General features: G+C 50.7%; 21 protein-coding genes and 3 tRNA genes. 6 read left to right on the top strand and 18 right to left on the bottom strand.

Going from position 1 to position 20201, the window contains the following annotated elements; genetic code table 11:
- Positions 1–473: 473 nt before the first annotated feature.
- The 4 genes from ACOXYR_RS07500 to ACOXYR_RS07485 all read right to left on the bottom strand — a co-directional run bounded on the left by ACOXYR_RS07500 (position 474) and on the right by ACOXYR_RS07485 (position 3490).
- The gene (locus tag ACOXYR_RS07500) at positions 474–908 is read right to left on the bottom strand and encodes a DUF2787 family protein (protein WP_001194747.1); all 435 of its coding nucleotides are present in this window, start codon (positions 906–908) and stop codon (positions 474–476) included.
- Between the two features lie 72 nt (positions 909–980).
- On the bottom strand, positions 981–1514 hold the full coding sequence (locus ACOXYR_RS07495; protein ID WP_045619618.1) for a hypothetical protein: 534 nt from the start codon (positions 1512–1514) through the stop codon (positions 981–983).
- Between the two features lie 25 nt (positions 1515–1539).
- Positions 1540–1911 (bottom strand): hypothetical protein, encoded by a 372-nt coding sequence (locus tag ACOXYR_RS07490; RefSeq protein WP_229218499.1) that lies wholly within the window; start codon positions 1909–1911, stop codon positions 1540–1542.
- Between the two features lie 376 nt (positions 1912–2287).
- Positions 2288–3490, bottom strand: a complete 1203-nt coding sequence (locus ACOXYR_RS07485) for a site-specific integrase (protein WP_045619615.1) — start codon at positions 3488–3490, stop codon at positions 2288–2290.
- 80 nt (positions 3491–3570) lie between these two features.
- Between ACOXYR_RS07485 and ACOXYR_RS07480 the strand changes: the two genes are divergently transcribed.
- On the top strand, positions 3571–4311 hold the full coding sequence (locus ACOXYR_RS07480; RefSeq protein WP_021536916.1) for a hypothetical protein: 741 nt from the start codon (positions 3571–3573) through the stop codon (positions 4309–4311).
- 240 nt (positions 4312–4551) lie between these two features.
- Here ACOXYR_RS07480 and ACOXYR_RS07475 read toward each other — a convergent pair.
- The 6 genes from ACOXYR_RS07475 to uvrY all read right to left on the bottom strand — a co-directional run bounded on the left by ACOXYR_RS07475 (position 4552) and on the right by uvrY (position 8078).
- Positions 4552–4638 (bottom strand) — tRNA-Leu (locus ACOXYR_RS07475).
- A gap of 12 nt (positions 4639–4650) precedes the next feature.
- A tRNA-Cys gene (locus tag ACOXYR_RS07470) sits at positions 4651–4724 on the bottom strand.
- Between the two features lie 38 nt (positions 4725–4762).
- A tRNA-Gly gene (locus ACOXYR_RS07465) sits at positions 4763–4838 on the bottom strand.
- 151 nt (positions 4839–4989) lie between these two features.
- On the bottom strand, positions 4990–5538 hold the full coding sequence (pgsA, locus tag ACOXYR_RS07460; RefSeq protein ID WP_015963969.1) for a CDP-diacylglycerol--glycerol-3-phosphate 3-phosphatidyltransferase: 549 nt from the start codon (positions 5536–5538) through the stop codon (positions 4990–4992).
- 54 nt (positions 5539–5592) lie between these two features.
- The gene (gene uvrC, locus ACOXYR_RS07455) at positions 5593–7425 is read right to left on the bottom strand and encodes an excinuclease ABC subunit UvrC (RefSeq protein ID WP_113857138.1); all 1833 of its coding nucleotides are present in this window, start codon (positions 7423–7425) and stop codon (positions 5593–5595) included.
- On the bottom strand, positions 7422–8078 hold the full coding sequence (gene uvrY, locus ACOXYR_RS07450; protein ID WP_108475251.1) for a UvrY/SirA/GacA family response regulator transcription factor: 657 nt from the start codon (positions 8076–8078) through the stop codon (positions 7422–7424). The genes uvrC and uvrY overlap by 4 nt, the downstream gene beginning before the upstream one ends.
- A 453-nt stretch (positions 8079–8531) precedes the next feature.
- On the opposite strand from uvrY, the gene ACOXYR_RS07445 reads away from it, so the two are divergent.
- Positions 8532–8756, top strand: coding sequence for a DUF2594 family protein (locus tag ACOXYR_RS07445; protein WP_015963966.1), 225 nt, complete (start codon positions 8532–8534; stop codon positions 8754–8756).
- Between the two features lie 67 nt (positions 8757–8823).
- On the opposite strand, the gene sdiA is transcribed toward ACOXYR_RS07445, so the two are convergent.
- From sdiA to ACOXYR_RS07405, 8 genes are all read right to left on the bottom strand, one after another.
- A complete protein-coding gene (gene sdiA / locus ACOXYR_RS07440; RefSeq protein WP_421355361.1) occupies positions 8824–9546 on the bottom strand; it encodes a quorum-sensing transcriptional regulator SdiA in 723 nt (240 codons plus the stop codon).
- Positions 9547–9731: 185 nt separating this feature from the next.
- Entirely contained in the window at positions 9732–10484 is a 753-nt protein-coding gene (gene tcyN, locus ACOXYR_RS07435) for an L-cystine ABC transporter ATP-binding protein TcyN (RefSeq protein ID WP_108475249.1), read from the bottom strand.
- A complete protein-coding gene (gene tcyL / locus ACOXYR_RS07430; RefSeq protein WP_113857140.1) occupies positions 10481–11149 on the bottom strand; it encodes a cystine ABC transporter permease in 669 nt (222 codons plus the stop codon). The genes tcyN and tcyL overlap by 4 nt, the downstream gene beginning before the upstream one ends.
- A gap of 15 nt (positions 11150–11164) precedes the next feature.
- Positions 11165–12151, bottom strand: a complete 987-nt coding sequence (gene dcyD / locus ACOXYR_RS07425; RefSeq protein ID WP_113857141.1) for a D-cysteine desulfhydrase — start codon at positions 12149–12151, stop codon at positions 11165–11167.
- Positions 12152–12244: 93 nt separating this feature from the next.
- The gene (gene tcyJ, locus ACOXYR_RS07420; protein WP_108475246.1) at positions 12245–13045 is read right to left on the bottom strand and encodes a cystine ABC transporter substrate-binding protein; all 801 of its coding nucleotides are present in this window, start codon (positions 13043–13045) and stop codon (positions 12245–12247) included.
- Positions 13046–13130: 85 nt separating this feature from the next.
- Entirely contained in the window at positions 13131–13682 is a 552-nt protein-coding gene (fliZ, locus tag ACOXYR_RS07415) for a flagella biosynthesis regulatory protein FliZ (RefSeq protein WP_113857142.1), read from the bottom strand.
- A 32-nt stretch (positions 13683–13714) separates the two neighbouring features.
- Positions 13715–14437 (bottom strand): RNA polymerase sigma factor FliA, encoded by a 723-nt coding sequence (locus ACOXYR_RS07410; RefSeq protein WP_113857143.1) that lies wholly within the window; start codon positions 14435–14437, stop codon positions 13715–13717.
- Between the two features lie 160 nt (positions 14438–14597).
- A complete protein-coding gene (locus ACOXYR_RS07405; RefSeq protein ID WP_421355362.1) occupies positions 14598–16124 on the bottom strand; it encodes a flagellin N-terminal helical domain-containing protein in 1527 nt (508 codons plus the stop codon).
- A 247-nt stretch (positions 16125–16371) separates the two neighbouring features.
- Here ACOXYR_RS07405 and fliD point away from each other — a divergent pair, with 247 nt between their 5' ends.
- From fliD to amyA, 4 genes are all read left to right on the top strand, one after another.
- Complete coding sequence (fliD, locus tag ACOXYR_RS07400; protein ID WP_421355363.1) at positions 16372–17781, top strand: flagellar filament capping protein FliD; 1410 nt, start codon at positions 16372–16374, stop codon at positions 17779–17781.
- Positions 17782–17796: 15 nt separating this feature from the next.
- On the top strand, positions 17797–18207 hold the full coding sequence (fliS, locus tag ACOXYR_RS07395) for a flagellar export chaperone FliS (RefSeq protein WP_108475241.1): 411 nt from the start codon (positions 17797–17799) through the stop codon (positions 18205–18207).
- A complete protein-coding gene (gene fliT / locus ACOXYR_RS07390) occupies positions 18207–18581 on the top strand; it encodes a flagella biosynthesis regulatory protein FliT (protein WP_108475240.1) in 375 nt (124 codons plus the stop codon). Before fliS ends, fliT begins: the two co-directional genes overlap by 1 nt.
- An 85-nt stretch (positions 18582–18666) precedes the next feature.
- Positions 18667–20154, top strand: coding sequence for an alpha-amylase (gene amyA, locus ACOXYR_RS07385; protein WP_407731225.1), 1488 nt, complete (start codon positions 18667–18669; stop codon positions 20152–20154).
- The last annotated feature ends 47 nt before the right edge of the window (positions 20155–20201 follow it).

Genomic DNA, 20201 nt, shown 5'->3' with positions numbered 1-20201 from the left:
CCGGGTGCAATCACCTCTGTTACGGTTTCCACTCTCAATAAGTCACGCTGCCCTGTGCGATGGCACACGGAAAACTGCTGGCAAATGTCATCGACTGACAGGGTATTGCCCGTATAAAGCTGAAGTAAGATCCATCCCAGTCTCTCGGCTATTTTCTCGCCTCGTGTTCGGTGCATAGTCCGTACCTTTATGGATTTGAAATTAAGAACCCTCACTCACAATTGCGTCTAACCAACTGTAATATCGACATAATTTTAAGGGTGTAAAACGTCCGTTGGGGTAATGATTAACAGACATCCCCCTGATTGGTCATTTAGGGGGAATGTTGGTAAAACCACGAGGGATCTGAGATCCCCCGTGTCTGCACTTGTTTATGCGAACAGCCAGGAAAAAGAGACATCATCTCCATGCTGTGATGCACGCAACATGCAGTAGATTACAAAGCCGCCCGCTTTCTTCCTGTTCATAACGGGTCAACAACTTTCCACAGTTACCGTTACCCGGTAAATCCCCATAGAGAGATACTCCATAAAATTACGCTCCCACAGGGACCAGAGTTCATTCCTCTCTGCTGCCAGTGAAATATCCCCAATCAGATAATGGAAGACATAATTCCCCGACCAGCAAAAATCAATTTCTTTTTCCAGCTCAGGGTAGACACGCCCCATATAACTAAAATCTGTGACATAATCAAAATACCATTCATTATTCTTACGGATAAACCGTATTTCAACGGGATGAAAGCCCCCGGATTCTGCACTGTAGTCCGGATCGCGGAAATTAATAACCACTGCCTCAGTTATTTTTTGTAAAACCTGATTTGCCAGAAGAGTAGTAATATGCTGCTGAAATTCTTTAGTAACAGGCAGAGTTAATCCTGCCTGTTTTAAGGCATATTGGGTTTGCATAATAAATTTTCCTTTAGAAAGTAAATAGTGGTGTGTGGTGATTTCTGGTTGTATAACAGTGCAGGAAATAAATTAATCCTCTGTAATCTTTCCCTGGCTACTGATCGTATTAAGTTTATTCAACCGCTCCCTCCAGTCCGGGTATAATACATGAGTAAATAACTTCTCTGGATGTGCCTCCAGCAGACATATATCCGGGGAGCGTAAAACAGCAGCCAGAAAACCTGCATTGTTGGCGCTTGCCCCTTTGAATAGCGGCCTGAATACTCCGGATGAGAAGCCGGTAGCAGGTTGTGTTTCCAGAACAGTTGCAATCTTAGAAAGTGAGATCCAGTCCTTAGAGAACAACCCTCCACAGCCATTTGCCACCAGACGAAGATAAAGTTCATTGTCCACCTCTGATATCGCCAGTTGCCATGTCAGAATACCACTTGCCTTAGGACTGATTTTTTCTGCCTGGCCTGTTTCAATGAGCAACTGATAGTCTTTTACATCAGATAATGTTTGTTCATCTGCACTGAGATTTTCATGAATAACCTCTGCCTCATTTTTAATCTCCTTCGAAACTGACTCAACATTATTTTTAACTAATTTTGATTTACTCATTTTGCGTTCCTGGTTTTGCTTGTTTTTAATAGCGTGATTCGGCCATAGAAATTAATAAATCAATACCCTTCAGAGGGCAATCGGGGTGAAATAACAGATAAATACCGTTCCCGTTATCTTCCGTAACAGAAAGCATCAGGTAATAGTCATCTGTCAGACGGACTACAAATTCTGGATTTTCAATTAACTGATGAATCACATTTAATACCTGCGCTTTAATATCTTCAGGTACATCATCGGGCTCGACATATATTAATGTCACCCCGACTTCATCCCAGAAACTCATTGCAGAGTATTCATCTTCAAATGGGAGTACCAGCTCTGTTTTCAACAGACTCATTACTGACTCCGGAAGAAGGAGCGACGGCAGGTCTTGCCAGTTTGAGATAAATTTCATTGAATAATCCTCATAAACAAAAAACCCGATACGTTTTAAGTATCGGGGTTACACAGACAGGGTAAAGAATCTGGAATTGCCTTCAGTGGTCATCTATATTCTTTCATAATATCCACAATCCTTGCAGATAAGCACTGGCGCATTATTCCTTTCACGCTGTTCAAGGAATCCAAATAGACGCTGTATCGCCCTGATGATTTCTTTAAGCAATTCTGGTAATTGCTCCGGGCTAATATAACCGGATGTCGATGTCAGAAACCGGTCATCGCGAGTCACCTTTGCTATATTTCCGGCAGTTTCTGTGACTGTATTCCGACTACCGCACTTAGGGCACTTTAACGGCATAATCATTCTCCACGTTTAAGAGATGCAAAAATCACTGTTCTTTACTGGTAGCTACGGGGGGTAAAAGAAGGTCGGTAACACCCTGCCCGGTCTGACGCATTCGCTCTGGTGTCAGTTTTGCGTAGCGCTCCGTACTCTGAATACTGGCATGCGCAAGCTGGGCTTTAACGTCATACAGACTGTACTGTCCGCTGGAGACAAGTAATGATGCGACGGAATGGCGCGTAGTGTGGAAACAGACTTCACTTTTATCTATCCCGCACTCTGCCAGTATTTTTTCATAGGCCCACCGGGGTTCTGATATTGGTTTTCCATTATCTTTTACGGCAAACAGATAGGGGTTGCTGCCAGCCCGTGGGATCGAATCAATAATAGATAATGCAACATCACTGAGATACACAGTTCTGCTGCGACCATTCTTAGTATAAGGAATGAATAACGACCTGTTATCCCGATCAATATGTTTGTGCATGACGTTAAGCATTTCTGATTTGCGGGTACCGGTTAACAACAGCATTGCTATCAGTCCCCCCGCAGCCTTATTAGGATATCGTGCTGCAGCGTCGAGGATCCTTCTGATCTCATCGGCGTCAAAAAAGCGCGTCCGCTGATTATTCTCCTTCAGCAAAGGGATCTTATCGGCTTCATTCTTCTCCAGGACATCCTGTCGTAGCGCATAACGCCCCATAGTTTTCAGAACAGCCAGTGCCCTGTTACAGGTAGACGGTGCATACTGCTGGCCGTGAATACGACCCTCAAGCATGTCGAAAAGCACCTGCTGGATTTCCCGGGCCCGAAGGTCGCAGTAACGTATCTTCCCCAGACGAGGTTCAATGTATTGCGTGAAACGCTGAACATCCTTATCCCAGGACTTTTTATGGCGCTTGATGAACGGAACATAGGTCTGGTGAAAAAACTCACTAAGTGTTGGCATCGCACGATAATTATCGCGTTCTGCTTTAGGGTCATTTCCCAGTGCAATCGCCTCCTTGTGACGACGAGCTATCTGACGGGCTGTCCCCACATCAATTTCAGGGAATCTGCCAATACTGATACTTTTTTTGGTACCGTGGAATGTGTAGCGCAGGAGGAAACGTTTGTTACCCGTTCGACCTGAGAGGCATTTGAGGCCAATGACCTCGGTATCAGATACCTCAAGCTCTGTAGATCGGGTATCTGTGTTTGCCGGAAGGGCTTTGATGGATGAATTGGTGAATCGGAAGGATTTTTGCATATTTATCCTCATATATCTGATTGATATCATGAAAATAATATATATCTGAAGGTGTTTTTATTACGGGGCAGGATTGAAGAATGGAAAGGCTATTAGACGCGTACAAACGGATATTACAGGAAGTTGACGCCCAGTCATTTAACCTGAATGAAGATAAATACTCAGGCGTCTTTTTACCCGTGCCGTTTGAAGAATACTGGCATTCACCGGTAAAAATCATGCTGGTTGGACGTGAAACCGCTGGCTGGAATACACTGAATGGTAAGAATACGATATCACGGGTGTTGGGACTTATACCTGACGTCACCATCGGGCAGGTGGTTGAAGAAGCTGTAGATCGTTACAGGAAACATCTTCCGGTACAAAATTATGGCACCGCCAACCTCAAATCACGTAGCCGCTTCACGCAATATCATTTCAGGCTGGCCCGGGAGCTTAATATCCCTCCTCAGGCTATCGTGTATGCCAATCTACTCGCGTGGGATTACGACGGACTGACCCCTCTCAATCGCCCTCAAAATGAAGTGCAGGAAGTCATATTAGCCTCGCTGAAGCTACTGGCGGTACAAATTAAACACCTTGAGCCTGATTTCATCATCTTTGCATCTGGAGCCCGGAGAACAGACTACATCATAAAACAGGTGCTTACTGAGCTAGGCGGCTATGAGACTTCTTCAGTCACTCCGGGGAAGCTGTGGGAGTTCAAAACAGGTAATACAATCTGTTTCAGAATTGCCCATCCAAGGGCTATGCGCGGACACCAGAAGTACAGAGATGAGGTGATTGCACGAATTAAGCAACTTTGTAGTAAGGGCGGCTAGAGCATTACAGCTTGCTCAGCAGGCCCCCTTCCCGGAAGAGTTCCGGAAAACAGGCAAAGCGGCCTGGTTCTCTATGCTGGAGGCGACACGTTCGATTCGGCATTGCCAGGCCGGAGATTGCAGCTCATTGCACCCCGTGAGCACAGGATATGCACAGGACATGAATTTCAGGCACAAAAAAACCACCCGGAGGTGGTTTCACGACACTGCTTATTGCTTTGATTATTCTGATGTTTCCCATGGTACCCGGAGTGGGACTTGAACCCACACAGCGCGAACGCCGAGGGATTTTAAATCCCTTGTGTCTACCGATTCCACCATCCGGGCTCGGGAAGAAAGTGGAGGCGCGTTCCGGAGTCGAACCGGACTAGACGGATTTGCAATCCGCTACATAACCGCTTTGCTAACGCGCCTTTAAAACTTAACACCCGCAACTGCCGATGTTTTAATTTGGAGCGGGAAACGAGACTCGAACTCGCGACCCCGACCTTGGCAAGGTCGTGCTCTACCAACTGAGCTATTCCCGCGTCATCAAGTTGATTTGCTAACCACTTGATTTTGCTATCGTCTGGCAATCAGTGCCGCCGTTCGATGCGTTGCATTCTACTTATCTGACGCACTGAGTCAACGGTATTTTTAGCAACTTTGTGTTGTTTGCTGAAAATTACGCCGAAACGATCACTGTTCAAGCAAATCTGCACGCGCAGCGTTCAAATATTGCAGCATTGACCACAGCGTCAGTACCGCCGCAAACAGGAACAGTACGATACCGGCCCACTCCACCCACTCATTGGGACGCCACAACAGCCACGCCAGGGCCGCCATTTGCGCAGTGGTTTTCACTTTGCCAATCCAGGAGACGGCCACGCTGCTGCGTTTACCCAGCTCTGCCATCCACTCACGAAGGGCAGAAATAATAATTTCACGGCCAATCATAATGGCAGCCGGCAGCGTCACCCACCACGTGTGATAGTGTTCAACCACCAGCACCATAGCGATGGCCACCATCACTTTATCGGCTACCGGATCAAGAAATGCGCCAAAACGCGTACTCTGGTTCCAGCGACGCGCCAGATAGCCATCAAACCAATCGGTTACCGCGGCAATACAGAAGATCAGTGCACAGGCGAACGGCGCCCAAACAAACGGGAGATAAAACGCCAACACAAAGAACGGGATAAGGATGACGCGGAACAGGGTAAGCAACGTAGGAATATTATATTGCATGCAAGGTAACTATCTGTTGTTAGTAAATATTAGCCCTATGTTGCTACAGAGCCCCTAATGTTTCAACGAGTAGAAGATCTTTTCTGCCAGGCCGTGTGAGATACCCGGAACTTTCGCTATCTCTTCAACGCTGGCGTTTTGCAAACCCTGTAGGCCGCCCATGTACTTAAGCAGCATCTGGCGACGCTTCGGCCCGACGCCTTCGATAGTCTCCAGCGTGCTGGTGCTCTTTACTTTAGCGCGTTTTTTACGGTGCCCGGAAATCGCATGATCGTGTGATTCGTCACGAATATGCTGGATAACATGCAACGCGGGGGAATCTGGCGGTAAGCTAAAGCCCTCACCTTCCGGTTCAAAAAACAACGTTTCGAGCCCGGCTTTACGATCGCTGCCTTTTGCCACACCAAGCAGTAAAGGATGGTTTTTATCCCATTTGACATCAAGCTCGGCAAAAACGGCTTTCGCCTGACCCAGTTGCCCTTTGCCGCCGTCGATCAAAATAACATCCGGGATCTTACTCTCTTCTATATCTTTACCATAGCGGCGGCGTAGCACCTGGTTCATTGCCGCGTAGTCATCACCCGGTGTGATGCCCGTAATGTTATAGCGACGATACTCGGCGCGCAGCGGCCCATTCGCATCAAACACCACGCAGGAGGCCACGGTCTGCTCGCCCATCGTATGACTGATGTCAAAACACTCCATCCGCTTAATCTCAGGCAGTTCCAACTGTGCTGCCAGCGCTTTCAGGCGCTGATGCACGGTGGACTGTTGCGAAAGTTTGGTGGTGAGCGCCGTCGCCGCGTTGGTACGGGCAAGTTTCAGGTAGCGTGCGCGGTCGCCGCGCGGTTTAGTTTCAACGTGGATGCGCCGCCCGGCCAGCTCCGACAACGAATCGGCCAGCAGGGTTTTATCGCTGAGCGCAAAGTCGAGCAGGATTTCCCCCGGCAGAGTACGCATCTGGCTACCCTGGAAGTAAAACTGACCGACAAAGGTTTCCACCACTTCGTCAAGCTCCGTACCGCCGGGCACTTTCGGGAAGTAGCTGCGGCTGCCCAACACTTTGCCCTGACGGATAAAGAGCACATAGACGCAGGCCATTCCTGCCTCAAACGAAACGCCAATGACGTCGAGGTCGTCGCCGTTATTCGAGACGAACTGTTTCTCAGTCACGCGTCGTACCGCCTGAATCTGGTCGCGAATGCGCGCCGCCTCTTCAAACTCCAGCGCCTGACTGGCTTTCTCCATCCGCGCGATCAGCATGGTTAACACCTGATCGTCTTTCCCGGCGAGGAACAGGCGCACATAATCGACCTGCTGCGCGTACTCTTCTTCGCTGACCAGCCCGGCGACACACGGCCCAAGACAGCGGCCAATCTGGTATTGCAGACAGGGACGCGAGCGGTTGCGGTAGACGCTGTTCTCACACTGACGAATCGGGAAGATTTTTTGCAACAGCGCCAACGTTTCCCGCACGGCATAGCCGTTAGGGAACGGGCCAAAATATTCCCCTTTCGCATGCTTCGCGCCACGGTGCATCGCCAGCCGCGGGTGGGTATCGCCGCTCAGGAAAATAAAGGGATAAGATTTATCATCACGCAGCAGCACGTTGTAACGTGGCTGGTAGAGTTTGATGTAGTTGTGTTCCAGCAGCAGCGCTTCGGTTTCCGTGTGCGTGACGGTCACGTCGATCTGCGCAATTTGCGCCACCAGCGCCTCCGTTTTACGGGAAGAGACCTGGCGACGAAAATAGCTGGAGAGGCGTTTTTTAAGATCTTTGGCTTTACCGACGTAAATAACGGTGCCACCGACATCATACATACGATAGACGCCGGGCTGGCTGGTGACCGTTTTCAGGAAGGCTTTTGAATCAAAAACTTCACTCACTGACTTGCTAACGACTCCGCATTACACAGACCATGGCGAATTGCCAGGTGAGTCAGTTCAACATCGCCATGAATGTTCAGTTTGCTGAACATGCGATAGCGATAACTGTTCACCGTTTTAGGACTCAGATTCAACTGCTCTGAGATCTCATTTACTTTTTGGCCTTTGGTGATCATCAGCATAATCTGCAATTCGCGTTCAGACAAACTGGCGAATGGCGATTCTGTTTTTTCCGGCTCAATCTGACTCAGGGCCATCTGCTGCGCGATATCAGATGCAATATAGCGCTGGCCAGAGAATACAGAGCGGATGGCATTCACCACTTCTTGCGGTGCTGCCCCTTTGGTTAAATAGCCAGCCGCCCCTGCCTGCATAACCCTGGCGGGGAGCGGATTTTCGGTATGAACGGTTAACATAATCACTTTTGTGTCAACCGCAGAGCGCGCAATTTTACGCGTGGCCTCAAGGCCGCCGATGCCCGGCATGTTCATATCCATCAGAACAACATCAACGGGATTAGCGCGGCACCACTTCACAGCGTCTTCGCCGCAGTTAACTTCACCGGTGACCCTAATACCTTTTGTATCTTCGAGAATGCGTCGTATCCCTGCGCGCACCAGTTCGTGGTCATCAACAAGAAGGACGTTGATCAAAGGAATAATCTCCAGAATAGGGATAACGCTACTGCCTCTTAATTCACGCCCATAGTACCGGGTTTTATATCAATTTTGAAAGTCTAAAAGTGTCACAGCGTCGATTTTGATCTCGTTTTTGGAAATTAGAATGTACATCTGATGGAAATGTCTTAAAAACAGTGAGATGCGAAGCACTCTTTTTACAACTTTCTACGCAATTTGTCCGTATATGGACAATTTTTCGCAGATGAGAAATACGCAATATAATATGTAACAATAATTAACGATGAGAGAACCAGATTTAAACATTTTGTGTGCATAATCACTGTTCTGGCCATTTTTAATTATCAGGAGAGGCGAAAGTAACGGGTAAAAAACAAGCACTCCATTTTTTATGCTGGCTTGTGGTATACTTCGCGCCCTTCACTATCCAGTATCGCGCACCAGCGCAGAAATCATACGAGGCAATAAATGAGCACACCTGATTTTTCCACCGCGGAGAATAACCAACACCTGGCCCAGGAGGTATCCTGTCTGAAAGCCATGCTGACCCTGATGCTGCAGGCAATGGGTCAGGCAGATGCTGGCCGCGTGATTCTCAAAATGGAAAAGCAAATTGCACTGCTGGAAGATGAAGCCCAGTCTGCTGTATTTTCCAGCACCGTTAAGCAAATTAAACAAGCTTACCGCCAGTAATAAAAAACCGGCTGTAAGCAATGCCTACAGCCGGTTTTCCGTCTGACACGCAGAACATTAAACAGAGTCAGATAAGACCAATCGCTACCGCATAGCAGGCAATCTGCGTTTTATTCGGCGCATCAAATTTCTTCTGCATATTCTTTTGGTGGAAGTTCACCGTATTCTCGGAAATTGACAGAATCATCGAAATCTCCGCCGATGTTTTCCCCTCTGCCGTCCATTGTAGTATTTCCAGTTCACGTTTACTGAACTTCATCTCCCTCGGCATGACCATTTCATCCTCAACGCGTAATAGCGCAAGAGAACTCATCTCTAATAACATTTGCAGGCGAAGTTCAATTTCATCACTATCTGGCCCTGCTTCTGTCGCGTGTGTTCGTGATACCGAAAAGAAACTATGAGCATGATTTGGAAGCATCAGACATTGCGTCGCGCCCGTACGCAGACCATGATCTCGTGCGGCATCCCACAACTCCTGGGCTTCGCAGAATAACGCATCGTCCCACCGTAAATGCCCAAAACGGAAATTGCCCTGCTTCAGAACCGGATCGACTGCCATATAATTAGCGGCTTTATAATGCGACATCCAGGCGTCAGGATAAGTGGTATAGAGTGAAGTTTTAGGCCGCGTGAACGGCACCGGATGGCGCACGCACAGCGAGAAGAAGTCATATTCAAGGTGTTCGGTTTGCTGCTGCAGAAGCGTATAAATTTGGTCGCTGGTTGATGCGGATTGAAAACGATGCAGCATCTCCCGCCGCCAACTGAAAAAGTCACTGTCCCTCATAACGAACGAGAAAGCCTCTTATTGAGAATTATTTTTATCAATACAGAAAACTAACACATAAACAGTGCTTATATGTATAAAATATTACATTCTCGCAAAATTATCTTAATTTTCAGCTGACAGGCGAAGAGATATCCGGGCAATTACCGTCCTGATTTTGGTTAAGGACGGTAATTGATTTCGGTTTACTGCATGAGGAATTTTTCGAGGAACTGACGGGTACGCGCCTGCTGCGGATTAGCAAACAGCGCTTTCGCCTCGCCCTGCTCCACAATGCGTCCCTGATCCATAAAGATAGCGCGGTCGGCGACATCACGCGCGAAACTCATCTCGTGCGTCACAATAACCATAGTGCGCTTCTCCTGGGCCAGTTGACGGATGGTGTTTAATACCTCGCCGACCAGTTCAGGATCCAGCGCAGACGTCGGTTCATCAAACAGAATCACATCCGGGCGCATTGCCAGCGCACGGGCAATAGCCACTCGCTGCTGCTGCCCCCCGGACAAGCGACGCGGATAGCTCCCCTCTTTCCCGGCCAGGCCCACTTTCGCCAGCAATTCACGCGCGCGGGCGCTGGCTTCAGCTTTATTTTCACCTTTAACAATGACCGGGCCTTCAATGATATTTTCCAGCACCGTCCGGTGAGGAAATAAATTGAAACTCTGGAAGACAAACCCTACATGCTGGCGCAGACGGCGGATTAACCCCTTCTGCTGGCTGATGGATTTTGCCGTGTCGATGGTAATATCACCCACCCGAATGGTGCCGCCTTCCGGCTGCTCCAGTAAATTAATACTGCGCAGCAGCGTGGTTTTCCCCGAGCCGCTCGGCCCGATAATCGCCACCACTTCACCTTCATTTACCTGCAAATCGATGCCATGCAGCACCGTCTGACCATGGAACTTTTTCACCAGGTTTTTTACGTCGATGGCACTCATTTTGGATCACGCTCCTGGCGGTTAAGCTGATTTTCAAAGTAGTTTTGCAGCGAGGAGAGCACCGTCGCCATCACCCAGTAGATCAACGAGGCCGCGAGGTACATGGTGAACACTTCCAGCGTGCGCGACGTGATAAGCTGCGCCTGACGGAACAGCTCTGGCACCTGAATCGTCGCCGCAAGCGAGGTGTCTTTCACCAGGCTAATAAAACTGTTCGACAACGGCGGCAGCGCAACGCGTGCAGCCTGCGGCAGAATCGCCCGGCGCAGCGTTTGCCACGGCGTCATCCCGATACTGGCGGCAGCTTCCCACTGGCCTTTATCGATAGAAGAAATTGCCGCACGCAAGGTTTCAGACGTGTACGCCGCCGTGTTCAGCGACAGGCCAATCATCGCTGACGGGATAGGATCTAATTCGATGCCAAACTGCGGCAGGCCGTAATAAATCATAAACAGCTGTGCAATAAGCGGCGTACCGCGAAAAACAGAGATGTAGAAACGCGCCAGCCAGCGCACCGGCCAGACTTGCGACATCCGCATCAGCGCCAGCAGGAACCCCAGCACCAAACCAAAAAACATGCCGCCAATACTCAATTGCAGCGTGAACACTGCGCCTTTGAGCAGATACGGCAGCGAATCAACAACCAGTTGTATACTCTCTTGCATAAGTCTTTTTCTACGTTAGATATGCGGATGATAGGCGAAGAGCGCAGGCGCGCCGCCCGTATGAACAAACAGAATCGGCCCTTCATCCTTAAAGCGTTTCTGGGTAATACCGTCGATAAGCCCGGCCATTGCTTTACCGGTATAAACCGGATCCAGCAGAATGCCTTCCAGGCGCGAAAGCAGTTTCACCGCTTCCATACCCGCTTCATTGGGCATGCCGTAAGCCGGGGCAAAGTAATCATCCCACAGCAGAATATCCGCACTGGCGCTCACTTCAAGACTTTCAGCGACCGCCTGTTGCAGCGTCACCACTTTTGGTTTTTGGTCCGCGACGCTGCGCGAAACGGTTACGCCAATCAGTTCCGCATCCGGCATCACCTGTTCAAGGCCTACCGCCAGCCCGGCGTGGGTGCCGGCGCTGCCGGAGGCCACTACCACGGATGAGAGAGCCACCGCGCCTTCACACTGCTGAGCGATTTCCAGCGCGCTCTCTACATAGCCCAGCGCGCCCAGCGCGTTAGAGCCACCGACCGGAATGACGTAAGGGCGAAAACCCTGCGCTTCGATGCGCGTCGCCAGTTCAGCCAACTGCGCGTTCGGATCGATCAGCGCGTCGCACATTTCCACCTGAGTATTGAACAGATCCAGCAAAAGGCGGTTACCGTTACTCAGGTAGTTTTCCGCCGTGGTGCCAATCGGATTTTCGAGCAGCGCCACGCAGTGCAGGCCGAGCTTCGCCGCCACCGCTGCCGTCTGGCGCACGTGGTTCGACTGAATGGCCCCGGCGGTAATCAGCGTATCTGCGCCTTCACGTAGCGCATCTGCGGCCAGAAATTCCAGCTTGCGCAGTTTATTGCCGCCCATCGCCAGCGGCGTGACGTCATCGCGTTTGATAAAAATGTCGCGCCCTAAGTAATCGGAAAAACGCGGCAGATATTCCAGCGGCGTCGGCGCGCCAATAAATTCGAGGCGCGGGAAGCGCGTTAAGTTTTGCAGAGACATGAAACCTCCTGACTGAATTCTCTTGATTATGCACCCAGTTGCCGCGGAAATAAAAAAAGGCGCTCTGTTAGCGCCTTTTTTAAGCAGCTTCGATTATTTTGTCACGTCAGCGCCGAACCATTTTTCAGACAGCGCCTTCATGGTGCCGTCTTTCTGCATGGCATCGATCGCGCCATCGATCGCTTTCAGCAGGTCTTCATTGCCTTTGCGCAGCGCCACGCCAGATTCCTGGTGGGAGAACGCTTCGCCGGTTACCGCCAGCGTGTTATTGGTTTTCTTCACCATATCCAGCGCCGCCAGACGGTCAACCAGAATAGCATCAACACGGCCTACGCGTAGATCCTGGAATTTCGTCGGGTCATCATCATAGGTACGGACATCAACGCCCTGCACATTCTGACGCAGCCACTCTTCGTAGTTGGTACCCAGCCCCACGCCCACTTTTTTACCTTTCAGGTCAGCCGGGGTTTTAATGGAGCCTTCATTGCCTTTTTTCACCAGCGCCTGAATACCGGAGATGGTATACGGGGTAGAGAAATCATATTTTTTCTTACGTTCAGGTGAAATGGTCACCTGGTTAATCGCCACATCAATGCGTTTGGAATCCAGAGAGGCCAGCATTCCGTCCCATTTGGTCGGTTTAAGATCGGCTTTCACGCCCAGATGTTTTGCCAGATCGTTGGCAAAATCGACTTCAAAACCGGTCAGTTTGCCATCATCACCCTGGAAGCTGAACGGTGGATAGGTGCCTTCCAGGCCCACGCGCAGGGTTCCGCGCTCTTTCACCTGGTTAAGCAGATTCTCCGCCGCGAACGTGTTCGCGCTGACACCTGCCATCAAAGCCACTGCCATCACGCCCATTAATGCCTGACGACCGAAAAGTGCTAATTTCATTATACCCCCGAAAAGATTGCTTTTTTTGTAGTGTAGGCCGTTTGTGAAAACAGACAAACACCAGACAGTTATAAGCTATTCCGTTTTAATATATATCAGAGGTCGCGGGATACGCGAAATTCTGACCCGGTGCCATGCCAGCCCGATTAACAAATTGCGTATATTTTCGTAGCGCAATACGATAATTATTGGTGCTGGTCTGCGGCAACCAGGGAATTAATATCTCATCCGGCGCGCCTTTCTGCAGCAGATTTCGGGGAATATTATTTTTTACAAGATGCTCGCCCAGACGCCGTAAGCGCACAACGTACTCGCGCACCGTGCCGGGGCTCATTTCGGTCTGTTCAAAGAGATACTGCTTAAAGCCGATAATGTCGAAGAAATCACTCTGCTCTTTGCAGTGCAGATCGCCGCAGAAACGGCATAACGCGGCCCACTCGCCACGCTGCTGCAACCACGTTTCCTCGTCCACCAGCATATCCAGCCGGGCGATGGCAAGCTTGTTAACAATTTCGCCAAGGCGAACAAGCGTTACCCGATCGAGCGCTTTATGGCAGTGAGTACAATGTGTTTGGCTGTGTTTAAAGTCTTTAAGATAGCGGCTTAGTGGCCGTCTTTTTAATTGCTGCATAGTGATGAAAACTCCACGTCGTCATTGCTTATGCGGCATTACTCCAGCTTACCCAGCTTCGTGCGCAGGCGTTTGATTGCCTGGCTATGCAACTGACTGACTCGTGACTCTCCGACTTCCAGTACCGCGCCAATCTCTTTCAGATTCAGCTCTTCCTGATAATAGAGCGTCAGCACCAATTTTTCCCGCTCAGGGAGGGCTTCGATGGCCTCCATCACGCGCAGACGGAGATTCCCCTCCAGTAATTGGTGAAGCGGGTTTTCCTGCTGATTGGCTTCCGTCACCATCTCGACGCTATCGCCATGCTCTTCCCGCCACTCATCGTAGGAGAATAACTGGCTGTTATTGGTATCGAGTAACATCTGACGGTACTCTTCAACGGGAATACCCAACCGATGCGCAACTTCTGTTTCGGTCGCGTTACGGCCCAGTTCCTGTTCCAGTTGCCCCATCGCCTGCGCAACTTCACGCGCGTTACGCCGAACGCTACGCGGTGCCCAGTCACGGCTGCGTAGTTCGTCCAGCATCGCCCCACGGATGCGTTGCACTGCGTAAGTGGTAAATGCCGTGCCCTGCAGAGCGTCGTAGCGTTCAACGGCATTCAATAACCCTATGCCGCCCGCCTGGAGCAAATCGTCAAGTTCCACACTCGCCGGCAAACGCACCTGAAGGCGCAGCGCCTCATGGCGCACCAGAGGGACGTAACGTTGCCATAGCGAGTGTTTATCCATTACACCATCAGCGGTATAGAGTGAATTCACGATAAACAGCCCTGCATTAATTAAGTTATCGGCACAATTATCCGTTTCTGCATGATTTTTAATTGAGGGAATAGTGGGTGAAATGAGGGGTTATTTGCGCAGTCGGGGAAGAGGAAACGTGAAAAACCCCGCCGGAGCGGGGTTTGCGTGGGGCAGGCGATTAGCCCTGCAGCAGAGACAGAACCTGCTGCGGTACCTGGTTGGCTTTGGAGAGCACGGAGTTACCGGCCTGCTGAATGATCTGCGCTTTCGACATGTTGGACACTTCGGTCGCATAGTCGGCGTCCTGAATACGGGACTGCGCTTCAGACAGGTTGGTGGTGGTGTTGTTCAGGTTGGTGACCGCGGAATCCAGACGGTTTTGTACCGCACCGAGGGAGGAGCGGAATTTGTCGATCTGGCTGATAGCGTCGTCCAGGGCTGCCAGCGGAGACGTGGTTTTACCATTTGGAATGGCGGTCACAGTGTTGGTGGCGCTGGAAAGGTCAGCCCCGCTCAGGTCAGCAGCAGCATAAGTTTTGCCTGATGCTGCATCGACAACAATTTCGGTTTTGCCATTATCACCACCCAGTTTTACAGCGGCATCGGTCACTGCTTTACCGTCAGCATCGGTATAGCTTGCGGTTTTGACAGTGACTTTACCTGTGGACTCATCAACGTTGGCGGCATACAGGCTGCCATCTTGTGCTTTGATTGCGTAAGTAGCAGTATCGTTGCCTTTCTCATCCTGAAGTTTAACGAGAGAAGCACCAGTGCTGATGCCTGCTGTTGCTGTATCTGTATTGTCAAAAGTCACGGTTTTAGCACCTACGCCAGTTGCCGTATTCGCGACGGAGTTAATGGCTGTGGTGTCAGAAATAGTCGGAGTTGGAGATACAACGGTCCCTGTGGTCAGGCTGATCTTACCTGCATCCGCTGAAGTACTATCGGAATCGATAGTAACCTCATAAAAACCATCTGTACTATCGGTAGATCCTGTTACCTCAGCATAATATTTATTGTCATCACCCTTCACAATCTTGCTGATATTACCATCACCAATTGTGAGCGCTAGTGCATCCAGATCCGCGGTTGAGTTTTGTAGAGCAACGGTACCGCCCGGTGCAGCAGAGCCACCAACAGAGGTAACAGCAGCACTGGTTTTCACCGCATCATTATTTTTAACGCTGAAGCCATCCAGACCCAGTGTATGGGAATCGATCTGCTGCAGGTCGATATTGATTGTCTGACCATCATTTGCACCCACCTGAATAGAAAGGGTGTCATTCTTAGCCAGTACGTTCACGCCGTTAAACTGAGTCTGACCAGAAACACGGTCAATTTCACTTAAACGAGATTTAATTTCGTCCTGAATAGAAGACAGGTCAGAATCGGAGTTCGTTCCGGTAGTTGCCTGTACAGTCAGTTCACGCACACGCTGCAAGTTGTTGTTAATCTCAGACAGTGCGCCTTCGGTGGTCTGCGCCAGAGAAATACCGTCGTTGGCGTTACGTGCAGCCTGAGTCAGGCCTTTAATGTTAGAGGTAAAGCGGTTAGCAATAGCCTGGCCCGCTGCATCATCCTTTGCGCTGTTGATACGCAGACCGGAAGAGAGACGCTCGATAGACGTCGACAGAGCAGACTGGTTTTTGTTGATGTTGTTCTGAGTGATCAGCGAGAGGCTGTTGGTGTTAATGACTTGTGCCATGATTTCTTTTCCTGTTTTCAAGTCTACGGTTTAGGTATTGGGCTTCCACCCTTCGGCTTCGTCGCCGTCAAACCTGTTATCGTCTGGTCACTCACAACCTTTAGAATTTTTTTCTAGCCGCCGAAATACTCTCCTCACACCGCCCTATTCTCGCCATTAAATAAGCAAAATTAATCGTAAACTTTGTGCCATTCCCGCCGATAACCCCGGTATTCGTTCTACGTGTCACACGATTAAGGAATTCATCATGGCAAGTATTTCAACGCTGGGCGTCGGGTCGGGTTTGGATCTGAGCGGCATTCTGGATAGTCTTGAAGCGGCGCAAAAATCGACGCTGAAGCCTATTTCAACGCAGCAGAGTTCATATACTGCGAAGCTGAGCGCTTACGGCACATTAAAAAGCGCGCTGGAAACCTTCCAGACCGCCAACACCGCGCTGAATAAAGCCGACCTGTTTACCGCCACCTCCACCACCAGCAGCAGCACCGCCTTCAGCGCCACCACCACCGGGAGCGCGATTGCCGGGAAATACACCATCAGCATCACGCAACTGGCGCAGGCGCAAACGCTGACCACCAAAAACAGCCAGACCGACACCAAAACCGCCATTGCCAGCAGCGATAGCGTGCTGACTATTCAGCAGGGCGGCGGAAAAGATCCGGTCACGATTGATATCAGCGCGGCCAACTCCTCGCTGACCGGCATTCGTGATGCCATCAATAATGCGAAAGCAGGCGTTAGCGCCAGTATTATCAACGTTGGCAACGGTCAATATCGCCTGTCGGTGACCTCAAACGATACGGGCAGCGACAACGCGATGACCCTGAGTGTGAGCGGCGATAGCGCCCTGCAAAGCTTTATGGGCTTTGACCCGAAAGCGTCCAGCAACGGTATGGAAGAGAGCGTCACCGCGCAAAACGCCAAACTGACGGTGAACAACGTTCCGATTGAGAACAGCAGCAACACCATCAGCGACGCGCTGGAAGATATCACCCTCAACCTGAATGATGTCACCACCGGTAACCAGACGCTGACCATCACCAAAGACACCTCGAAAGCGGAAAGCGCGATCAAGGCGTGGGTGGATGCGTATAACGCGCTACAGGACACTTTCAGCAGCCTGACCAAATACACCGCCGTGGATGCAGGCGCAGAGAGCCAGGACACCAGCAACGGCGCGCTGCTCGGCGACTCCACGCTGCGCACGATCCAGACGCAGTTGAAAACCCTGCTGGGTAACACACACAGCAGTTCCGATTACAAAACCTTGTCGCAGATTGGTATCACCACCGACGCCAGCACCGGCAAGCTCGAACTATCGACCGACAAACTGCAGGCGGCGCTGAAAAAAGATGCCTCCGGCGTGGGCGACATGTTTATCGGTGACGGCAAAAATACCGGCGTCACCACCACCATCGGCAATAACCTGACCAGTTGGCTTTCCTCCACCGGGATAATTCAGGCGGCGAAAGATGGTGTCAGTAAAACACTGAACAATTTGACGGATCAGTACAACGCCGCCAGCGATCGTATCGACACGATGATGGCGCGCTACAAAGCGCAGTTCACCCAACTGGACGTGCTGATGAACTCCCTGAACTCGACCAGTAGCTATCTGACGCAGCAGTTCGATACGTCCAGCAGCAACTCTAAATAATTAGCAGGAGACAACATGTACGGCGCAAAAGGCACGCAGGCCTACGCACAAATCGGAGTCGAGAGCGCAGTCATGAGCGCCAGTCAGTCGCAGCTGGTCACCATGCTGTTTGACGGCGCGCTTAGCGCGCTGGTTCGCGCTCGTCTGTTTATGCAGGACAATCAGCTGGAAGGTAAAGGCCTCTCGCTGTCGAAAGCCATTAACATTATCGAAAACGGTCTAAAAGTAGGACTGGATGAGAACAGCCGTGACGAACTGACCCTGAATCTTATTTCATTGTACAGCTACATGGTGCGACGCCTGTTGCAGGCTAATCTGCACAACGATGTTGCCGCCGTTGAGGAAGTGGAAGGCTTGCTGCGCAACATTGCTGATGCGTGGAAGGAGTCGTTACTTACGCCTAACTTGATTCAGGACGCCGTCTAATGAACCACGCACCGCACTTGTATATTGCCTGGCAGCAGTTGGTTGAGAAAAGCAAAATAATGCTCCGCCTTGCCACAGAGGGTTTGTGGGATGAATTGATCGCCAGCGAGATGGAGTACGTGCGTGCGGTGCATCAGGTCGCGGATCTCACCCAGCAGAATCCGCCGTCAAGCGCCATTCAGGACCAGCTCCGCCCGCTATTGCGCGCCGTACTGGATAACGAAGCCGAAGTGAAACGCCGCTTACAGCTGCGAATGGATGAGCTGGCTACGCTCGTTGGGCAGTCCTCCATGCAAAAATCGGTAATGACAACGTATGGTAACCAGGGTGGACATGTTCTGGTGCCACAAAGCAGTAACGACACCAGCCATTAACCTTCGCGGCGTGAAATTGCGCAAATCTCGCGCCGCGCGCATTTCCCACTTATAGTACTTGTGTCGCCTTTCACGGAGAACAGGTATGCGCAACCCCACCCTCTTGCAGTGCTTTCATTGGTATTACCCCACGGGCGGTGAGTTATGGCCCGAAGTTGAGGCGCTTGCGCCGAATCTGAATGAAATCGGTATCAATATGATCTGGCTGCCGCCCGCCTATAAAGGCGCGTCGGGCGGCTATTCTGTGGGCTATGACAGCTACGATCTGTTCGATTTAGGCGAGTTTGATCAAAAAGGTAGCGTTGCCACTAAATATGGTGACAAGCGCCAGCTACTGGCGGCCATTGACGCCCTGAAAAAGCATGATATCGCCGTACTACTGGACGTGGTGGTAAACCACAAAATGGGGGCGGATGAGAAAGAGCGCATTCGCGTGCAGCGCGTTAACCAGGACGATCGCACGCAGATCGATGAAGAAATCGTTGAGTGTGAAGCCTGGACGCGCTACACCTTCCCTGTCCGCGCAGGACAATATTCAAAATTCATCTGGGATTACAAATGCTTCAGCGGGATCGATCATATCGAGGATCCGAATGAAGACGGCATTTTTAAAATCGTCAACGATTACACCGGCGAAGGCTGGAACGATCAGGTTGATGATGAGATGGGCAATTTTGACTATCTGATGGGCGAAAATATCGATTTTCGTAATCATGCAGTGACTGAAGAGATCAAATACTGGGCGCGCTGGGTGATGGATCAAACCCACTGCGACGGTTTTCGTCTCGACGCGGTTAAACATATTCCGGCCTGGTTCTATAAAGAGTGGATTGAGCACGTTCAGGAAGTCGCGCCCAAACCGCTGTTTATTGTGGCCGAATACTGGTCGCATGAAGTGGACAAACTGCAGCAGTATATTGACCAGGTCGACGGCCAGACGATGCTGTTCGATGCGCCATTGCAGATGCATTTCCATGAAGCCTCACGCATGGGCGCTGACTATGACATGAGCCAGATTTTCACCGGCACGCTGGTCGAGGCCGATCCGTTCCACGCGGTGACGCTGGTCGCCAATCACGATACCCAACCGCTTCAGGCGCTGGAAGCCCCGGTTGAAGCCTGGTTTAAACCGCTGGCGTATGCACTGATCCTGCTGCGGGAAAACGGCGTGCCTTCCGTCTTTTATCCCGATCTTTTCGGCGCACACTATGAAGACACAGGCGGCGATGGCGAAACCTACACCATCGATATGCCGGTGATTGAACAACTGCATGAATTAATCGACGCTCGCCAGCGCTTTGCCCACGGCGTACAAACCCTGTGGTTCGATCACCCTAACTGCATCGCCTTCAGCCGCAGTGGTACCGACGACGCACCGGGTTGCGTGGTGGTCTTGTCTAACGGTGACGATGGCGAGAAAACCATTACGCTTGGCGAAAATTACGGCAACAAACGCTGGAAGGACTTCCTCAATAACCGGGAAGAAATTGTTGAGACCGACGACGCGGGCAGTGCGACCTTTACCTGTAATGGGGGAAGCGTAAGCGTCTGGGTACTGGAGGATGTGCTGTAAAACGCACCCGGCGGGATAACCGCCGGGAAAATACTTATTTGATAGGA

The sequence above is a fragment of the Pseudocitrobacter faecalis genome (assembly GCF_965231525.1).
In the GTDB taxonomy this organism is placed as follows: Bacteria; Pseudomonadota; Gammaproteobacteria; order Enterobacterales; family Enterobacteriaceae; genus Pseudocitrobacter; species Pseudocitrobacter faecalis.
Note: the sequence above shows the minus strand (reverse complement) of the source record. Positions and strands in the feature narration are given on the sequence as shown.